Origin of the sequence: Gemmatimonas sp. (genome assembly GCF_021298855.1) — a bacterium.
Classification (GTDB): Bacteria; Gemmatimonadota; Gemmatimonadetes; order Gemmatimonadales; family Gemmatimonadaceae; genus Gemmatimonas.
In genome coordinates, this window is sequence record NZ_JAJTHI010000052.1 from 53,415 (window position 1) to 70,488 (window position 17,074).

Annotated in this window: 11 protein-coding genes and 1 pseudogene; 6 read left to right on the top strand and 6 right to left on the bottom strand. The window is 68.8% G+C overall.

Annotated elements, in window-relative coordinates; genetic code table 11:
• Window positions 1–319 precede the first annotated feature (319 nt).
• From LW840_RS14675 to rfaD, 3 genes are read right to left on the bottom strand one after another with little or no spacing between them, the layout of a single operon-like run.
• Window positions 320–1,102, bottom strand: a complete 783-nt coding sequence (locus tag LW840_RS14675) for an ATP-binding cassette domain-containing protein (RefSeq protein WP_291277245.1) — start codon at window positions 1,100–1,102, stop codon at window positions 320–322.
• Window positions 1,099–2,703, bottom strand: a complete 1,605-nt coding sequence (locus LW840_RS14680; protein ID WP_291277246.1) for an ABC transporter substrate-binding protein/permease — start codon at window positions 2,701–2,703, stop codon at window positions 1,099–1,101. The genes LW840_RS14675 and LW840_RS14680 overlap by 4 nt, the downstream gene beginning before the upstream one ends.
• A gap of 5 nt (window positions 2,704–2,708) precedes the next feature.
• On the bottom strand, window positions 2,709–3,737 hold the full coding sequence (rfaD, locus tag LW840_RS14685) for an ADP-glyceromanno-heptose 6-epimerase (protein ID WP_291277247.1): 1,029 nt from the start codon (window positions 3,735–3,737) through the stop codon (window positions 2,709–2,711).
• 220 nt (window positions 3,738–3,957) lie between these two features.
• Between rfaD and LW840_RS14690 the strand changes: the two genes are divergently transcribed.
• Together LW840_RS14690 and LW840_RS14695 are read left to right on the top strand one after the other, a co-directional pair.
• Entirely contained in the window at window positions 3,958–7,029 is a 3,072-nt protein-coding gene (locus LW840_RS14690) for a SusC/RagA family TonB-linked outer membrane protein (RefSeq protein ID WP_291273826.1), read from the top strand.
• Window positions 7,030–7,040: 11 nt separating this feature from the next.
• A complete protein-coding gene (locus LW840_RS14695) occupies window positions 7,041–8,363 on the top strand; it encodes a RagB/SusD family nutrient uptake outer membrane protein (protein WP_291277248.1) in 1,323 nt (440 codons plus the stop codon).
• Between the two features lie 254 nt (window positions 8,364–8,617).
• Here the strand turns inward: LW840_RS14695 and rocD are convergent, their stop codons facing one another.
• Window positions 8,618–9,829, bottom strand: coding sequence for an ornithine--oxo-acid transaminase (rocD, locus tag LW840_RS14700; protein ID WP_291277249.1), 1,212 nt, complete (start codon window positions 9,827–9,829; stop codon window positions 8,618–8,620).
• Between the two features lie 34 nt (window positions 9,830–9,863).
• Window positions 9,864–10,790 carry an arginase gene (gene rocF, locus LW840_RS14705; RefSeq protein ID WP_291266238.1) on the bottom strand — a complete coding sequence of 309 codons (927 nt, stop codon included), beginning with the start codon at window positions 10,788–10,790 and terminating at the stop codon, window positions 9,864–9,866.
• 170 nt (window positions 10,791–10,960) lie between these two features.
• Here rocF and LW840_RS14710 point away from each other — a divergent pair, with 170 nt between their 5' ends.
• Window positions 10,961–11,380, top strand: a complete 420-nt coding sequence (locus tag LW840_RS14710; RefSeq protein WP_291261280.1) for an Lrp/AsnC family transcriptional regulator — start codon at window positions 10,961–10,963, stop codon at window positions 11,378–11,380.
• A gap of 284 nt (window positions 11,381–11,664) precedes the next feature.
• Window positions 11,665–12,474, top strand: a pseudogene (locus tag LW840_RS14715) (glycosyltransferase family 9 protein); the annotation flags it as partial.
• A 137-nt stretch (window positions 12,475–12,611) separates the two neighbouring features.
• Here LW840_RS14715 and LW840_RS14720 read toward each other — a convergent pair.
• Window positions 12,612–13,688, bottom strand: coding sequence for a dienelactone hydrolase family protein (locus LW840_RS14720; RefSeq protein WP_291266237.1), 1,077 nt, complete (start codon window positions 13,686–13,688; stop codon window positions 12,612–12,614).
• 118 nt (window positions 13,689–13,806) lie between these two features.
• On the opposite strand from LW840_RS14720, the gene LW840_RS14725 reads away from it, so the two are divergent.
• Together LW840_RS14725 and LW840_RS14730 are read left to right on the top strand one after the other, a co-directional pair.
• Entirely contained in the window at window positions 13,807–16,029 is a 2,223-nt protein-coding gene (locus LW840_RS14725) for a tetratricopeptide repeat protein (RefSeq protein WP_291277250.1), read from the top strand.
• A gap of 273 nt (window positions 16,030–16,302) precedes the next feature.
• The gene (locus LW840_RS14730; RefSeq protein ID WP_291266235.1) at window positions 16,303–16,794 is read left to right on the top strand and encodes a hypothetical protein; all 492 of its coding nucleotides are present in this window, start codon (window positions 16,303–16,305) and stop codon (window positions 16,792–16,794) included.
• Window positions 16,795–17,074 lie beyond the last annotated feature (280 nt).

Genomic DNA, 17,074 nt, shown 5'->3' on the forward strand with positions numbered 1-17,074 from the left:
ATCCGACCATCGGCAGTCGGAGGTCGGATTCATGTCCGAATTCGGAGCCGGGAAACCGCGTTCGGAGGTAGGAAGTCGGACTCGCTCTGCGCGCGCCATCGTGTTGCACGACCCTCAGACCTCAGACCTCCGAACGTCGTTTCCGGCATCGGACCTCCGGCATTCATCCGACGTCCGACCTCCGGAAATCCGACCCATCCGATTGATCCGACCATCGAAATGAGGCGAACGCCCATATCGATCGTGCCGTGCTTCTTCTCACCTCCTCGGTGATCTCCGTGGGCCCGCGGTGCGCACGGCCGCGACCGCAACTCCGACCCTACCGCTCCCCAAACCGCAGCAGTGCGCGCGTGGCCTCGTGCCGAGGCTGTTCCAGCACGTGACGTGCGGGGCCACGTTCCACGATCTCTCCGTGCGCCATGATGATCACGTCGTCGGCAACCGCTTTCGCGAAGTCGATGTCGTGGGTCGTGAGGAGCAGCGTGCGCCCGGCGGCGGCGAGCGCGCGCAGGGTGTCGGCGAGTGCGCCGCGGCGGGCGGGATCGAGCGCCGCCGTGGGCTCGTCCATGAGCAGCAGCGGCGGATCGAGCGCCAGGGCGCGGGCAATGGCCACGCGCTGCGCCTCGCCGCCGGAGATCTGGTCGGGATAGGCTGCCCGGCGATGGGCCACGCCCAGCGACGTGAGCAGCGCGTCGGCCACGCCGCCGGCGTGCTCGCGGGTGGCCCCGAGCGCGTGTACGGGCGCCAGCGCGACGTTTTCGTGCACGGTGAGGTGCGGGAAGAGCGCGTGCTGCTGGAACACCATGCCCACCGTGCGGCGCAGCTGTCGCAACGCCGACTCGCGCGGCAGTGGCCCGGGCGTGAGCGTCACGCCATCCATCGCGATGTGTCCGGCGTCGAACGGCTCGAGCGCCACGATCGTCCGCAGCACGGTGCTCTTGCCCGCGCCGCTCACTCCCATGAGCGCGCACACGCGCCCCGGGGCGAGGTCGAGCGAGATATCGCGCAGCACCTCCTGCGTGGCCCCGGCGTGCCGGCGTGCGAGACGGAGCTGCGCCACCTGCAGCAGCAGGCCGGCGGCCAGTGGCGGCGTGGAGCTCACCGGTTCCATCGCGCCTCCAGACGACGCGCCAGGCGCGACAGCGGCAGGGACATGGCCAGGTACATGGCACCACACGCCAGCCCCGGGACCAGCCAGCTCCCCACGTTGGTGGCGTAGATGGCGGTCTGCTTGGTGAGCTCCACGACGGTGATGACGCTGACCAGCGACGAGTCCTTGAGCAGCGCCACGAAGTCGTTGGTCATGGGGGCGAGTGCCAATCGCAGCGCCTGGGGGCCGCGTACGAAGCGGAACACCTGCCACTCCGAAAGCCCCAGCGTGCGCGCTGCCTCGAGCTGCAGTCGCGGCACGCTCTGCAGGGCGCTGCGGTAGATCTCCGACTCGTAGGCGGCATAGTTGAGTCCAAGACCGATGATGGCGGCGAGCAGCGCCGGGAGCCGCACCACGGCACTGAGGCCGTAGTAGAGCACGAACAGCTGCAGCAGCACCGGCGTCCCACGCACGATCTCCACGTAGGTGGCCAGCATGCCGCGCAGCACGGGGCCACCGTACACGCGCCCCGCGGCAATGCCACCCCCCAGCAGCACGGCCAGCAGCATGGCGGCGACGGAGAGCCCCAGGGTGATTCCGGCGGCCCGCAGCAGCGACGGCGTGTACGCCCACCCCGTCGTGGTGTCGACCGCCCCTGACCCCGGCTCTGACCCCGGCTCTGACCCCGGCTCTGACCCCAGCTCTGACCCCGGCTCTGACCCCAGCTCTGACCCCAGCTCTGACCCCAGCTCTGACCCCGGCCCCGACCCGGACCCGGACCCCGGTCCCCGCTGGAGCGACGCGAGCAGCCGCTGCTGGTACGCCGCCTGCTCCGCATCCCACACGCCCCACTTCCGGAACACGGCCGCCAGCGTGCCATCACGCAGCCGCGCGGCGAGCACGGCATTTGCCGAGTCGCGCAGCGCCGCACGGTCCCGCGCGAAGAGGGCCACGTAGTGACCGCGCGTCACCACCGTTGGCTGAATCATGAACCCGGGGGTGCGCCGAAGGGCGCGGTCGGCAATGACATGATCCAGCAGCACCGCGTCCACGCGCCCGGCCACGAGATCGGTGTACGGGTGCACATCGTCGTCGTAGCTCACCGGCACCACGCCGTGCTCCTGTTGCGCGGCCAGCAACAGGCGGTAGGCGCCGGTCGCGCCCAGCGTGGCAACGCGCCGGCCGGCCAGCTGGGCGAGCGTGTGGTAGCGCGCCGTGTCGGCCGTGCGCACCGCCAGCACTTGCCGGAACTCGAAATAGGGCAGGCTCACTGCGAAGCGCGCCCGCAGCTCGGACCGGTCCTCGACCCCCGACATGCCCACGTCGAAGTCGCCGCGCGCCACCGACGGTTCGATACTGGCCCAGGCCACCTGCGCAAAGCGCGCCGAACGCCCGAGCCCCTGGGCCATGAGCTCGGCGATCTCCACGTCGAAGCCGCGGACCACCGACGGATTCGACGGGTCGGCCTCCACGAACGGCGCGCCACCTTCGGCGTCACCACCCCAGCGCAAGACCTTCGGCCCGGCGCCGGACGGCGCCGGCGAATCACCACCGCACGCCGCAACACCGAAGACGAGGAGCGCCAGCGCGCATCGCGCCCGGTCAGCCGCCATGAAGCTCAGTCACCGAGCCGGCGATCCCCCACGAGATAGCCCTGCACGTAATCCCGCACGGCGTCGGCCAGCGGTGTGACCGGTGCGCGGTACCCCGCCGCGCGCAGCTTGTCGATGCGCGCCTGCGTATGGTACTGGTACTTCGCGCGAATGCTCTCGGGCATGTCGATGAAATCGATCTGCGGCGCGCGACCCAGCGCCTCGAAGAGCGCGCCCGTGAGCTGCAGCCACGTATGCGCCTCGCCGCTGCCGATGTTGTACAACCCGCCCGCCGATGGCGTCATGGCGAGGTGCAGCGTCATGGCCACGGCATCCTTCACATACAGGAAGTCGCGGCGCTGCTCCCCGTCGCGGAAGTCGGGGCGATGGGAGCGGAACAGCTGCACGCGGCCCGTGGCTTCGATCTGCCCGTAGGCCTTGTGCACCAGCGAGCGCATGTCGCCTTTGTGCGCCTCGTTGGGGCCGTACACGTTGAAGTACTTGAGGCCGACCACATTGGGGAGCACGCCCATGGCCGCGGCGTACTGGTCGAACAGATGCTTGGAGTACCCGTAGGCGTTGAGCGGCCTCAGCCGCGTGAGTGCGGCTGTCTCGTCGTGCGCATCGTCCATGCCCTGGGCGCCGTCGCCGTACGTGGCGGCGCTGGAGGCGTACACGAAGCGCACCTCGTGCCCGAGCGCCCAGTGCGCCAGCTGTTTGGTGTACTCGAAGTTGTTCTTGGCCAGAAAGCTGGCATCGCGCTCGGTGGTGGCCGAGCAGGCACCGAGGTGCAAGACGAGGTCAAACCGTCCCAGGGCGCCCCGCTCGAGGGGGGCCATGAGGTCATCGGCCTCCAGATAGTCCTCGAAGCGCAGTGGCACGAGGTTGCGCCACTTCTCGTCCTGTCCTAGCCGGTCGGTCACGACGATGCGTTCGACGCCGAGTCCGTTGAGCGCCCACACCAGCGCACTGCCAATGAACCCGGCGCCTCCGGTCACGAGGACGCGTGAGGGCAGACGTGGCGGAATCGCCGGCAGGGGGAGGGCGGTGGACATGGACCAGGCAAACGTCAGGAGGAGACGGAAGTGCGGCTGTCGCCCATGACACACGGGCCGATCGCGCAGCCGTTGGCAACTGACACACTCTGGCGACCTCGTACCGCCGACGCTAGTGTTGCGCAGCGTCCGGCCCCGTCTGGTCCGGGACGAATCAGGTCAACCGTCGGAGGTGGGAATGCAGCTGTTTCGGGTGAGGGCTCGACGGGTGGCAATAGGCGTGGGTGCGCTGATCGCGTGCACGCTCGTTGCTGCCCGTCCGGCCGAGGCGCAGGGGACGATTCGTGGTCGGGTGACCGACGCGGCGACCAATCGGCCCCTTGCCGACGTCCAGATCATGGTGGCCGGCAGCCAGATGGGCGGCCTCACCGGGGCCAACGGCGAGTACGTGGTGGTGAACGTGCCGGTGGGCAGTCGTGAACTCGTGGTCCGCCGCCTGGGCTACACCCGGCAGAGCCGCACCGTGACGGTCTCGCAGGGGGCGGAAGTGCGGGCCGACTTCGCCCTTGCCGTCTCCGCGTCCCAGCTCGATCAGATCGTGGTGACCGGCACCGGTGGTGCCGTGGAAAAGAAGACATTGGGCAATTCCATCTCCACCATCGATGCGGCGGAGATTACGGCCCGAAACACGGTGACGAACGTCAGTGAACTGCTGCAGGGCAAGGCGCCCGGGCTGTCGGTGCTGCCGGGGTCGGGGGCACCGGGTACGGCCGGGGAGATTCGCATTCGCGGCGCCAGCTCACTGAGCGGCTACGCCCCGGTGGTGTTTATTGACGGTATCCGCATGAACATCGCCGATCTGGGACAGTTCGCCGCGACCGGCGCCGGGACGGCGGGGCTCGCGCAGTCGTCGCAGGTAACGTCGCTGCTCAACAACCTCAATCCGAACGACATCGAGTCGGTCGAGGTGATCAAGGGCCCGGCGGCGGCCACCCTGTATGGCGCCGATGCGGCCAATGGCGTCATCCAGATCATCACGAAGAAGGGCAGCCGCGGGCAGCAGAAGCTGCAGTGGACGATGCGTGGTGAGCGGGGCGTGAACCAGTACAACCTGCTCCCCGATGACAACTACACTACCTGCGACGCGGCCAAGCAGGCGGCCACGGTGTCGGCCACCAATCCCGCGCCCCTGTGGCCCGGGTGCAGTGGCCTGCCGGTGAACACCGTCATCACGGACAACCCCATGACGCGGGATCCGCGGGCCATCCGCGACGGCAACCTGGCGCGCACCTCACTGAGTATGCGTGGCGGCGGTGACCGCTTCGCCTTCTACGTGGCCGGCGACCGCACCACCGAGCAGGGGACGTTCCGCAACAGCGACAACGCCAATACAGCGATTCGTTCGAACTTCAACTTCACACCGAACGAGAAGTCGGACCTCGCGCTCAATGTGAACTACCAGGAAGGGCGCACGCGACTGCCCATTCAGGACGAGTCGGCCAACGGGTTGCTGCTGAGCGCCCGTCGCGGACTCGCCGGCCGCACGACTCTGTTCACCAGTACGGCCGCCGACTCGGCGCTCAACGCTGGCTGGCGCACCATCACGCCGGCCCGCGCCAACAACTACCAGAATTTCACCGATTACCAGCGCTACACGATGGGCGTGACCGGCAATTACGCGCCGGTGTCATGGTTCCGCAACCGGCTCACCGTGGGCTTCGACCGCACCATCACGCAGGCGCAGCTGCTCTTCCTGCCGGGTGACATCGACGTGGGGCAGGACCCCGATGCGGCCACCGGTGCCAACCTGCGCCGCACCCCCACGCGTGACCTGCTCACGCTGGACTACGCCGGCATCGTGAACAAGACGGTGGGACGCTACGCGCTCACCACCACGTTCGGCAGCCAGGTCGTGTCCGACCAGTCGTCGGTGCTGAGCGCTACCGGCATCGGCATCGGTGCGCCCGACGTGACGCTGGTCAATCTGCTGCAGCGCTCGGTGGGCGGTGAGTCGTTCAGCGAGAACAACTCGGTGGGCTATTTCGTGCAGCAGCAAGTGGGGTGGAACGACCGCCTGTTCCTCACGGGCGCGGTCCGTGCCGACGACCACTCGAGCTTCGGCACGAACTTCGACCTCATCGTCTATCCCAAGTTCTCGGTCTCTTATGTGCTGAGCGACGAACCGGCGCTGCAGGAGCGCCTGCGCAGCCTCAAGGTGAACACCTTCAAGTTCCGCTCCGCCTGGGGGCAGGCCGGTCGCGCTCCCGGCGCCTTCTCCGCGCCGCAGACCTACACCGTCGATCGCGTGACGCTGGGGACCACCACCGGCTCCGCCATCCGCACGGCCGCGTTCGGCAACCCCGACCTCAAGCCCGAGCGCGGCGAAGAGCTCGAGGTGGGCGCCGACATTGCCATGTTCGACGAGCGGATCGGCATCGACTTCACGTACTACAACAAGAAGACGACCGACATGCTGCAGGCGGTGTCGGTGCCGCCGTCATCGGGGTTCATCAGCACGCAGCTCACCAACCTCGGTGCCGTGCGCAACAGCGGCATTGAACTGGGGCTCACCGGCAAGGTGATCCAGCGCAGCAACCTCTCGTGGGACTCGCGCCTCAACATCGCGACCAACACCAACGAGCTGCTGAGCTTCGGGATTCCCGGGCGCATCGTGGAAACGCCGGGTGGGCAGGCCTACGGATCGGTGCAGCAGCATCGGGTGGGCTTCCCGCTGGGCGGCTACTGGGTCACGCCGCCGCTGCGCGCTGCCGATGGCTCGGCGCTGCTCACGGCCACCGGTGCCGCGCAGTTCAACCCTGGCGACACGGCGCGGCGCTACATCGGCCCGTCCACGCCCACGCTGGAGTGGAACTGGGCGAACACCTTCACCGTGTTCAAAATCTTCCGCGTGTATGCGCTGCTCGATGCGAAGCGCGGGCACTACATCTTCAATCTGCAGGAGCGCAATCGCTGCCAGGCGGCCAACGACAACTGCGCCCGCGTAAACGACCCCCGGGCCCGCTTCCCGCAGACGGCGGCGGACACGGTGCTCTTCAAGGAGCTGGCGGTGTATCGCAGCACCAGCGTGTCCCCCGAGTGGATCGAACCCGCCGACTTCCTCAAGCTGCGAGAGCTCTCGATCTCGATGGATCTGCCGCAGCGCTGGCTGCGCGCCACCAAGGCCTCCACGGCCTCCTTCACCATCTCGGGGCGCAACCTCGCCATCTGGAGTGACTACTCCGGCGTGGACCCCGAAGTGAATTCGTACGGCGGACGCAACTTCGTGCGCGTCGACGCCTACGCCATGCCCATGATGCGGCGCTGGACGGCCGCCATGAACCTCACGTTCTGAGAGCCGACGACATGACGACACCGATTCGATCCCGTCGCCGTCGCCTGGCGTTCCTGGCGCTGGGCGTGCTGGCCATTGGGACCGCTACGGCCTGCAACGATTTTCTGCAGGCGGAGAATCCCGGGGCGGTTGAAGTGCAGGATGTGAGCAATCCGGCGTATGTGGGGCTCATCGCCAACGGCCCGATCTTCGGCTTCCAACAGGCGTGGACCGACATGACCTACTGGAATGCCCAGTTCACCGACGAGCTGTTCAATCGCGCCGTGTTCGTGGAAGAAGGCCAGATCGACCGGCGTGAGCTGTTCAGCGACATGACGTATATCAACGCCTTCATCTACGCGCCCATGCAGCGCGCGCGCTATTTGGGTGAGGATGGGGCGCGTCGTCTCAAGTCACTGCTGGGGGACAGCGCCACCCGGGACCTGCGCGTGGCGCGTGCCCTGGCTTACGAGGGGTACAGCTACATCGCCCTCGGTGAGACGATGTGCACGACGCCCATCAACGTGGGTGTCCCCAAGACGTCGTCGGAGATGTTCGCCGATGCCATCACACGCTTCCAGGAGGCGGTCGCCATTGCGCAGGCGGCGCGTACCTTCGTGTCGTCGCAGACCCCGGTGAACAACAACGCGCTGCTGGCAACGGACTCGGTGCTCAATTTCGCTCGAGTCGGGGCGGCGCGCGCGGCGCTCAACCGCAACGACCGGGCGCAGGCCAGCACTTTCGCTTCGGCGGTGCCGGCCACGTTCGATTTCCGCGCGTACTACAGCGACAACACGACCGGCCAGCGCAATCGCGTGTTCGAGCGCCTCACGCTGGGGAGCAACGCGTTCATGCTGAACACGCCCTTCCTGGCCATGGCCGGCGACCCGCGCGTGCCGCGTGTCGTGGCCCCGGCAGGGCGTGCCAACACACCGCTGTCCCCGCCGTCGTACAGCACCTTCAACAACACCGTGGCGGGGGCCGATTTCGCGCCGATTATGTCGCTGCGCCTCGCCAGCGGTCTCGAGGCGCGCTACATCGTGGCCGAGGCGGCGGGGCCGACCCAGGCCACGCTCGCTTTCGTCAACGAACGGCGGGCGGCCGGCCTGCAGGCACCGGTGACACTTTCAGGCGACGCGCTCATGGCGGAGTTGCGGGACCAGCGTAGCCGCGACTTCTACCTCGACGGTCACCGTCTGGGTGATCTCCGGCGCTACCGGCAGTACTACAATGTTGATCTCTTTCCAAAGGGACCGTACCCCGGCAGCACGTCGGGGCAGGTATACAACGAAACGATCACTTGCTGGCCGCTGCCCATCAACGAGCTCAACGGCAACCCGAACATTCCGAGATAGCGGGGGCACGCGTTCGTGATGGCCTGTGCTTCAACAGCAGACTGCAGACGGCAGGAACCACAGGTCGCAGACGGCAGGGATGTGGTAGAACGAAACGGGGGCGACCGCTGCGCGGCGCCCCCGATAGGAAACGGCAAAGGAAATCGGGCGCGCCGCATAGCGGTCGCGCCCGTTCTTCTGCCGCATCCCCGCACGCTGCCGTCTGCGACCTGTGGTTCCTGCCGTCTGCCGTCTGCGTCAGACCCCGACCGTTGTCACGCCGCGAACACCGCCCGCAGCTGTTCCATCGCCCATGCCAGATCCTCCCGCGACACCACCAGCGGTGGGCTCAGCCGAATCACCGTGCCGTGGGTCTCCTTGCACAGCACGCCGCGTTGCTGCAGCGCCTCGCAGTACGGACGTGCGGGCACGTGCAGCTCGATCGCGCACATGAGGCCACGGCCCCGCACGGCCTTGATCGCCGGGTGCTCGAGGGTGCGCAGCTGCGCCAGCAGCCACGTGCCCTCCCGCGCCGAGCGCGCCACCAGCTGTTCGTCGTGCACGATGCGCAGTGCCTCGCGCGCCACCGCGCACCCCAACGGGTTGCCGCCGAACGTGCTGCCGTGCGATCCGGGGTCGAACACGCCCAGCACCTCGCGGCGCGACACCACCGCAGACACCGGATAGAAGCCGCCGGAAAGCGCCTTGCCCAGGATGTACACGTCGGGCGTGACGCTCTCGTGATCGCAGGCGAAGCGCGCGCCCGTGCGCCCCAGCCCCGTCTGGATCTCGTCGGCCATGAGCAGCACGTTGCGCTCGGCACACAGGGCGGCCAACTCACGCACGAACCCCGCCGGCGGCATCAGGACCCCCGCTTCGCACTGGATGGGCTCGAAGAGCACGGCGCAGGTATTGCCCGTCATCGCGCGGCGCACGGCCTCTATGTCGCCGAAGGGCACCAGCACGAATCCCGGCGCGAACGGGCCGAACTGCGCGCGGTACGCCGGCTCGCTCGAGAATCCCACGAGCGTGGTGGTGCGGCCGTGGAAGTTGTGTTCGAAGGCGATGATCTGCGCCTCGCCATCGGCGATCCCCTTGGTGCGGTACCCCCACCGCCGTGCCGCCTTGATCGCGGTTTCCACGGCTTCGGCGCCGGTATTCATCGGCAGGACCATCTCCATGCCGCAGTAGTGCGCGAGCTCCTCGCAGAAGCCGCCCAGTTGATCGTTGCGGAAGGCGCGCGACGTGAGGGTGACGCGTGCGGCCTGCTCGATCATCACGCGCAGCAACCGCGGATGGCAATGGCCCTGGTTCACCGCGCTGTACGCACTGAGACAGTCGAGATAGCGATGACCCTCGAGATCCGTGACCCAGGCACCCTTCGCCTCGGCGATCACCAGATCGAGCGGATGATAGTTGTGGGCCCCCCACGCGTCTTCGCGCGCGATGAAGTCGCTCGTGGGACTGATGGTGGCGGTGGCGATCATGGAAGCTCCCGGCAATGAACCGACAGGTGAACCGTCAGAGGATGCGGCGCCCGAAGGCGCTGGCGATGAGCTCGGCCGCGAGTTCCGCCGTGGCGTTGCGCGCGTCGAGAATGGGGTTGATTTCCACGAGATCCATGGCGCGCAGGGCGCCGGTGTCGTGAATGATCTCCATGGCGAGGTGCGCCTCCCGCAGCGTGGCTCCCCCGCGCACGGGGGTGCCCACGCCGGGGGCCTCCTGCGGGTCCACCCAGTCGGCGTCGCACGAGAGGTGAAAACCGCCGGTGCCGGTGGTCGCGATGGTCACCGCGTCATCCATCACCGCGCGCAGGCCGCGTTCATCGATGTCGCGCATCGTGAAGGCGCGGATGCCGAGGTCACGGATGGTGGCCTTCTCGGCATCGTCGAGGTCGCGGAGCCCCACGTACACCAGATGCTGCGGCCGCACGGCGGGCGTGGCGCTGCTGAGCTGCGCCAGCGGTGGATCGCCGAGCCCCAGCAGGTGCGCCACCGGCATGCCGTGCACGTTGCCGCTGAGTGTCGTCTGCGGGGTGTTGAGGTCGGCGTGGGCATCGAGCCAGATGAGGCCGACGCGTTCCCCGCGTTCGTGCAGGGCCGTCGCGGTACCAGCGACGGAGCCCGCGGCGAGGGAGTGGTCCCCCCCCAGCATGAGCGGCGTGATGCCCTCGCGAACGGCGGCGGCCGTGCGGTCGGCCACGTCGGCACAGACGGCCGTGATCGCCTGGAGGCGGGCAGCGGGCGTGGCCGGGAGGAGCGCGCGGTCGGGTACCGGCACGTTGCCGGCGTCGTGGACGGTGAGCCCCAGCCGCTCGAGTTGCTGGACGAGGCTCGAAAGCCGCATGGCCGACGGGCCCATGTCCACGCCGCGGCGGGCCGCCCCCAGATCGATGGGGACGCCGATCAGCCGGACGGTTCGGGCGGGGTGCAACGGGGTGGTGTGCATGCGAGGCACGATGCGGCGATTGCCCTGTCAGCAACAAGACAGAAAACTGCGCGATTATTGCAAGAAACCTGGCATTTCATCAGCGAAAAGCGGCACATTGCGCAAAGAAGCATTGAGCGGGACGTCGCCGCCGGCGTCCCGCCTGGCCTCGTCCACCACCCACTCGCGACATGGATCACCTCGACACCCGTCTCATTGCCCTGCTGCGGGAGAATGCCCGCCTGCCGGTGGCCACCCTCGCCCGCCAGCTCAAGGTGTCCCGGGGCACCGTGCAGAACCGCATCGACCGTCTGCTGGAGGACCGGGTCCTGCTCGGGTTTACCGTGCGGACCACGCCGGAGGCCGCCTCGCATCGCATTCGGGCGGTGACCATGGTGCGCACCGAGGGAGACGCCGATCAGGTGCTGCGGACGCTGCGTGGCCTGCCCGAGGTGCGGGCGCTGCACACCACGAATGGCCGGTGGGACATCGTGGCCGAACTCGCCACCGACACGCTGCAGGAGTTCGACGAGGTGCTGCGGCGGATCGGGAAGGTGAAGGGCGTGGCAAACACCGAGACCAGCTTGTTGCTCTCGACGCACAAGCTGTAGGACGCTTGTCGGACGGGAGTCTATAGAAGGTTCTGGCGTCATTAAAATAACAGTGTTACTATGAAAAATGCCCGTTCTTCCTGGTGGTCCCCATGGCTGCTGACCGATTCGCCCGCGACCCGCTGGGGCGCCGGCTCGAACTCTGGTGGCGGCGTCAGGTCGTGCGCGCCCTCACGGGCATCCTCTGGCTGCAGGACCGGTGGGCCGACCGACGGCCCCGTGCCGCCGCCGCTGCCCCGGTCACACACCGCGTGCTGTTCCTGCGCCCCGATCGCATTGGCGACATGATCGTCACCACCGGTGTGCTGCGAGCCATCGGGAGCGCGCCCGCGGTGGCCCTCGATGTTCTGGCGTCCCCCGAGAATGCGGCGGTGCTGGCCCGCGAACCGCACGTGTGTACCGTCCACGTGCTCAACCGCAGACGCTGGCGCACGGTGTGGCCGCTCATTCGCACGTTGCGTGCGGAGCGCTACGATGTGGTGGTGGACTGCATGGCCACGGCCCCCTCGGTCACCACCCTGCTGCTCATGCTGGCGTCCGGCGCGGTGCGTCGGGTGGGGGCGGGTGGCCGTGGCCTCGACGCGGTTCTCACGCCGGCCACGCCGGCGCTCCCGCTCGAGTCGCATATCGTCGATCATCTCGCCCAGCTGGTAACTCCGTTCCGCCACGACGTCGTCGACCCGACCCCCGTGCTGGTGCTGGATGGCGACGAACTCGCGGAGGGCGAGCGGCTCTGGGACCGCGTGCATGGCCGGGCCGAAGACGTGCGTCTGCTGGTGAACATTTCCGCCGGCAAGCCCGCGCGGCGCTGGCCGCTCGCGTCGTACGCGTGCGTCATCAAGGCGGCGCGGGACGTCGACCCCTACCTGCGGGTGGCGATCATGTCGGCGCCCCACGAACGCCCCCTCGGGGAAACGCTCGCCACGATGTGCGGTGGCAACTACGTGCCCACACGCACGCTGCGCGAGGCCTTCGCGTTCGTGGCTGCCGCCGATACCCTGTTCACGCCCGATACCAGTGTTGCCCACGCGGCCGCGGCGCTGGGCGTACCCACGGTGGATCTGCTCCTCGCCGGCACCGCATCACGGTGGGGCCTGTACCGCGCGCCCGGCATCAATCTCGAAAGTCCGGACGGCGCACTGGCCTCGCTCTCCGCGCTGCTGGCCGCCGAAGCGCTCGTCGGCCTGCTGAAAGCGCTGCGTGACGGCGACGCCCTGCGTGACGGGGACGTTTACTTCACGCCAAGTTGCTTGCGCAGAAAGGCGACGGTGCGCGGCCAGGCATCTCTGGTCGCTGCGAGATTCGCGGCCTCTTCCGATTCGTCGCGGTTGGCGGCGCGCGGGTCGCTCTGCGCCCGCAGGAACCCGTGCACGGCACCGTCGTAGTTCACCCCGGTGTACGTCTTCTTCTGCGCTTTCATCACGGAGTCGATGGCCGGCATGAGTGCGGCGATGCGGGCATCCTTCGAGCCATTGAGCAGCATGATCGGCTGCGAGATCCTGGCCAGGGAGTCGGCATCTACCGACGCGGGAACGGCCGCCGCCGTTGCGGTGGCCGGGCTGCCGCCTCTGGTGTACGGTGCCCCGTAGAATGCCACGCCGCCCGCGTAGCCCTTGACGCCGCCGTTCACCCCGTGCGCCCACGTGGTGGTGCCGCCCCAGCAGTAGCCAATGACGGCGTACCGGGGCTGGGCGCTGGGGAGCATCATGGCGTAGTTGGCCGCCGCCTTGATGATGGTGTTGCGCTCGGTCGTGCTCACCCCCTGGATGAGCCGACGGGCCGTATCGGCCGAGAGCTCCACGGTGCTGGGGCCGCCGCGGACCCGCGACAGGAAGTCCGGGGCCACCGCAATGAAGCCGTCGGCGGCCACCTGATCGGCCACGCCGCGAACCCAGGTGGACAGGCCGAAGATCTCGTGCACGACCACCACCACGGGCGCCTTCTGGCTGGCGGTCTTGCTGAACGGATACACCACCCAGGCCATGAGCGAGTCGGCGGAGCCGGTCTCATAGGCGATCTTCACCCACTCGCCATGGCGCGGGCTGTTCTTCACCCGTTCCGCAGCACCGTTGCTGCTGGGCGGCAGCGAGAGATCCTGCGGACCAACGGCGGCGGCCGGGGCGGGAGCCGCCTGGTCGGCGGCACTCATGTGCGCGAGGTGGTCGTCGCTGCTCGCGCCCCGGGCGGCCAGGCTACCCGGTGTGGACGACGAGCGGGCGAACGCGGGAGCGGACGGGGTGCTGCGCTGCAGCGTGCAGGCGCCCGTGAGTGCCACCAGGCACAGACCGAACGGAAGGCGACGAACCATGTGAGCCTCGAAAGGGAAGACCGTCGTCAATGTAACGCGCCCAGCCCGCCTGTCGTTGCAGCGTTCTCTTCCTGCTGGCGCGTGTCGCGGCAACGGTCCGGGCGCTACTGTAGGCAGTATGAGGCAATGGGGATGGACGATGGGGGCCGGTCTCTACCGGCGGTCGGTCCGGGCGGTGCTGGCCGCGTGGCTGGTGACGGGGTGCAACGAGTCGGCATCGTCGCGTGCCGCGTCGGCGCCTGCCGCCGCCCCCCTGGACTCGGTGGAAGCACGCTTTGCCAACGTGGCGACGCCCACCGCGTATGTGGGCGACTCCTCCTGTGCCGCCTGCCACGCGGCTGCGGCGGCGTCGTACGCGCAGCACAGCATGGCACGCTCGTTCCACCCGTGGACGCCGGACTCCCGCGTGGAACAGGCCATGGCCGAAGCGCTGCGTAACGCGCCGACGGGGTTTGCGTACCGCGTGGTGGATAGCGCCGGCGCGCTCTGGCAGGTGGAAACCCGACCGGGGGATACCGCCCGGCCGGCGCACGAGCTGCGCCGCCGCATCGATTACGTCATGGGCAGCGGTCGACTGGCCCGCACCTACTTCACCGCGGAGAACGGGCGGCTGTTTCAGTTGCCCCTTACCTGGTATGCCGATCACGGGTGGGATTTCAGCCCCGGTTACGAGGTCAACAATGCGCGCTTTTCGCGTCTGCTCCCCGACCGGTGCATTGCCTGTCACTCCAGCTACCCGGAGGCCGCCCCGCACCTCGAAGGCAAGTATCCGGTGCTGCGCCCGGGCATTGGCTGCGAACGGTGCCATGGCCCCGGGGCGGCGCATGTGCAGGCGCGGCGTGAGGCCCCGCCGGGCGCGTCGGTTGCGGGGGACAGTGTCTTCGACCCCACCATCGTGAACCCGCGGCGCCTGCCGCTGGAGCGACGCCTCGACGTGTGCGAGCAGTGCCATGTGCACACCTCGGTGGCGGTGCTGCGGCCGGGACGCCACGCGTTCGACTTCACGCCGGCCCGCCAGCTGGCGGCGCAGTACGCCTACTACAAGAACGGCGGTGACATCGATCTGGTCTCGCACGCCGATCGCCTGCGCCAGAGCGCCTGCTTTCGTGCCACGGCCGGCTCCAAGGCGCCGCTCGAGTGCGCCAGCTGTCACAATCCCCACGCACCGCCGCCCACGCGGGCCACGCGCAACCAGCCCTGCGTGGCCTGCCATACCCCGGCGACGCTCGCGTCGCGCTTTCCCGTTGCCGCCTCGAAGCGCGCCCATGGTGCGCAAAGTGATTGTGTGTCGTGCCACATGCCGGTGGTGAAGGAACGCACCGTGCCGCATGGTACTTTCAGCGATCACTGGATTCGCGTGCCTGGCGCCGCAGCGGCAACGCCGGCGACGCCCGTCACGGCGGGTCCCATCGATCCCTACTTCGAGCGGGACCGAACCGGCGCCGAGGCGCCGCTCTACCGGGCCATGGGCACGGTGGTGTTCGCCTCGCTCGCCGCCAACGGCAAGCTGTTCGACGACGCGGCCAGCGCCCTGCAGCCGCTGCTGGCCGGCAACCGCACGCATCCGCAGGCGTTTTTCCTGCTGGGGGTGGCGCACGAGTCCCGCGGACGTGCGGCCGACGCGGTGGCGGCCTTCGAGCGTGCTCGCGCGCTGGGCGACGAGCGTCCGGAGCTGCTGCGCGCCCTCGCTCGTGCCAGACTGCAACTCGGTGATGACGACGAGGCGCGCGACCTGTATGTGCAGGCGCTGGCGCAGCAGCCGGCACTCGCGTGGATCCGTGCGGAGTACGCCGACGCGTTGCATCGCGAGGGCGATCTCGTCGGCGCCGAACGTGAATACCGCGCCGCCCTGGCCGAGCAGCCGAGCCTCGCCGCCGCCTCCTTCAACCTGGGCCTCGTGCTGCTCGCCCGGCAGCAGACGGCGCCGGCGGCGGAAGCTTTTCTGAAAGCCGTACGACTCGAGCCGGCGTATGGCACCGCGCTCGCAGCGCTCCTGGCTGTTGAAGGGAGCGACACGAAGGTGCGCCGCGCATCGGCGTTTCCCTCGCCGGTGGCCGCCGTGCAAACAGCGCCTGCCGCCACGGCGTTCGGCGTGCAGGTAGCGGCGCCTGATCGCGTGCACTTCACCAATACGCCGCCGCAGGGGTACGTATTGGTCTCGACCCCCGATGGTGCACTGCAACTGGCCGTGCCCACCAACGGCGGCGGCACGGTGACGTGGGACCTGCGCACCGGTGCCGGGCGTGTGCTCGCGCCGGGGCTGTACCGGGCGGAGTTGCAGTGGCGCGGGGGGCCGTCGTCGGGCCCGTCGGTGTGGTTTGCGGTGTTGCGCGTGCGGTGAATGGGCGGACGGTCGGCGACCATTGCCGTGCCCACGACCCGCCGGTCTCGGACTTCCGACCGCACGCTCCGGCCTCGGACCTCGGGCACCCATCGGCGCTCCGGTGCTCCGGCGTCCGACGTCCGACGTCGGAGCGTCAGAGCTTCGGATTTCTGAGGCCCGATGCATGCCCGACATCGGAGGCCTGAAGTCCTCGGAAGTCCGAAGCGCGAGGGCGTGCTCCCATCAGCGTGACCGAATGCATGCCGGGGTCCACCACTAGATTAGCTGCGCATGGTTGCCTCTCTCCTTTCCGCTGCCCTGCTGTTGATGCCGCCGGCGCCACAGCCGGCGCCTCAGCCGGCGCCACAGCCGCTGTGCGTTGACGCCGCCGCGTTTCTCACGACCGATCGCACCATGGCGGTGGTGGTGGAGGCGGACACGCTCGACGACTGGCGCACGCGGCAACGTCTCACCGGCTGTCGCATCACGGCGGCCGGGGGCACGGTGCGCGGCGTCCAACCGGAAGCGGTGGCCTTCTACGAGCGCGTGCGCGCCGTGGGGTGGGTGCGCACCCCCGACCCCTACGATGCCCCCAGCGAAGCGTCGCTGCGTTTCCGCATGGGCAAGGCCGATTGCCTGTTCAACGTGTACGGCGACGCGATGCTCATGACGGACGCCGAGGATCGCGTGGATCTGGCACGCGTGCTCGCGCCGGGAGAGAAGCGCTATCACGTGTACGTGATGTGCCTGCCCGTTATGCCCGCGGCGCCGCGGGAGCGGTGAAACGAATGGGGTGATGCCACGGCGCGGGGGAGCAGCCCTCGCGGTTCCCTCCGGATTCGGACCTCGGAGGAAGGATCGGGACTCGGACCTCCGGTAGCGGTCGGACTTCCGACATCCGAGGGCCGACTTCCGAGGTCGGACCTCCGAGGTCGGATGCCAGCCGAGGTCCGACCTCGGAGGCCGGATGGATGCCGGAGGTCCGAGGCCCGACGGTTGTCGGAGGTCCGAGGCCCGACGGTTGTCGGAGGTCCGAGGCCTGACGGTTGTCGGAGGTCCGAGG

Coding starts and splice junctions, on each gene's coding strand:
- rfaD (WP_291277247.1), bottom strand. CDS start 3,737: ATGTCCACCGCCCTCCCCCTGCCGGCGATTCCGCCACGTCTGCCCTCA.
- LW840_RS14680 (WP_291277246.1), bottom strand. CDS start 2,703: ATGGCGGCTGACCGGGCGCGATGCGCGCTGGCGCTCCTCGTCTTCGGT.
- LW840_RS14725 (WP_291277250.1), top strand. CDS start 13,807: ATGAGGCAATGGGGATGGACGATGGGGGCCGGTCTCTACCGGCGGTCG.
- LW840_RS14730 (WP_291266235.1), top strand. CDS start 16,303: ATGGTTGCCTCTCTCCTTTCCGCTGCCCTGCTGTTGATGCCGCCGGCG.
- rocF (WP_291266238.1), bottom strand. CDS start 10,790: ATGCACACCACCCCGTTGCACCCCGCCCGAACCGTCCGGCTGATCGGC.
- LW840_RS14710 (WP_291261280.1), top strand. CDS start 10,961: ATGGATCACCTCGACACCCGTCTCATTGCCCTGCTGCGGGAGAATGCC.
- LW840_RS14695 (WP_291277248.1), top strand. CDS start 7,041: ATGACGACACCGATTCGATCCCGTCGCCGTCGCCTGGCGTTCCTGGCG.
- LW840_RS14720 (WP_291266237.1), bottom strand. CDS start 13,688: ATGGTTCGTCGCCTTCCGTTCGGTCTGTGCCTGGTGGCACTCACGGGC.
- rocD (WP_291277249.1), bottom strand. CDS start 9,829: ATGATCGCCACCGCCACCATCAGTCCCACGAGCGACTTCATCGCGCGC.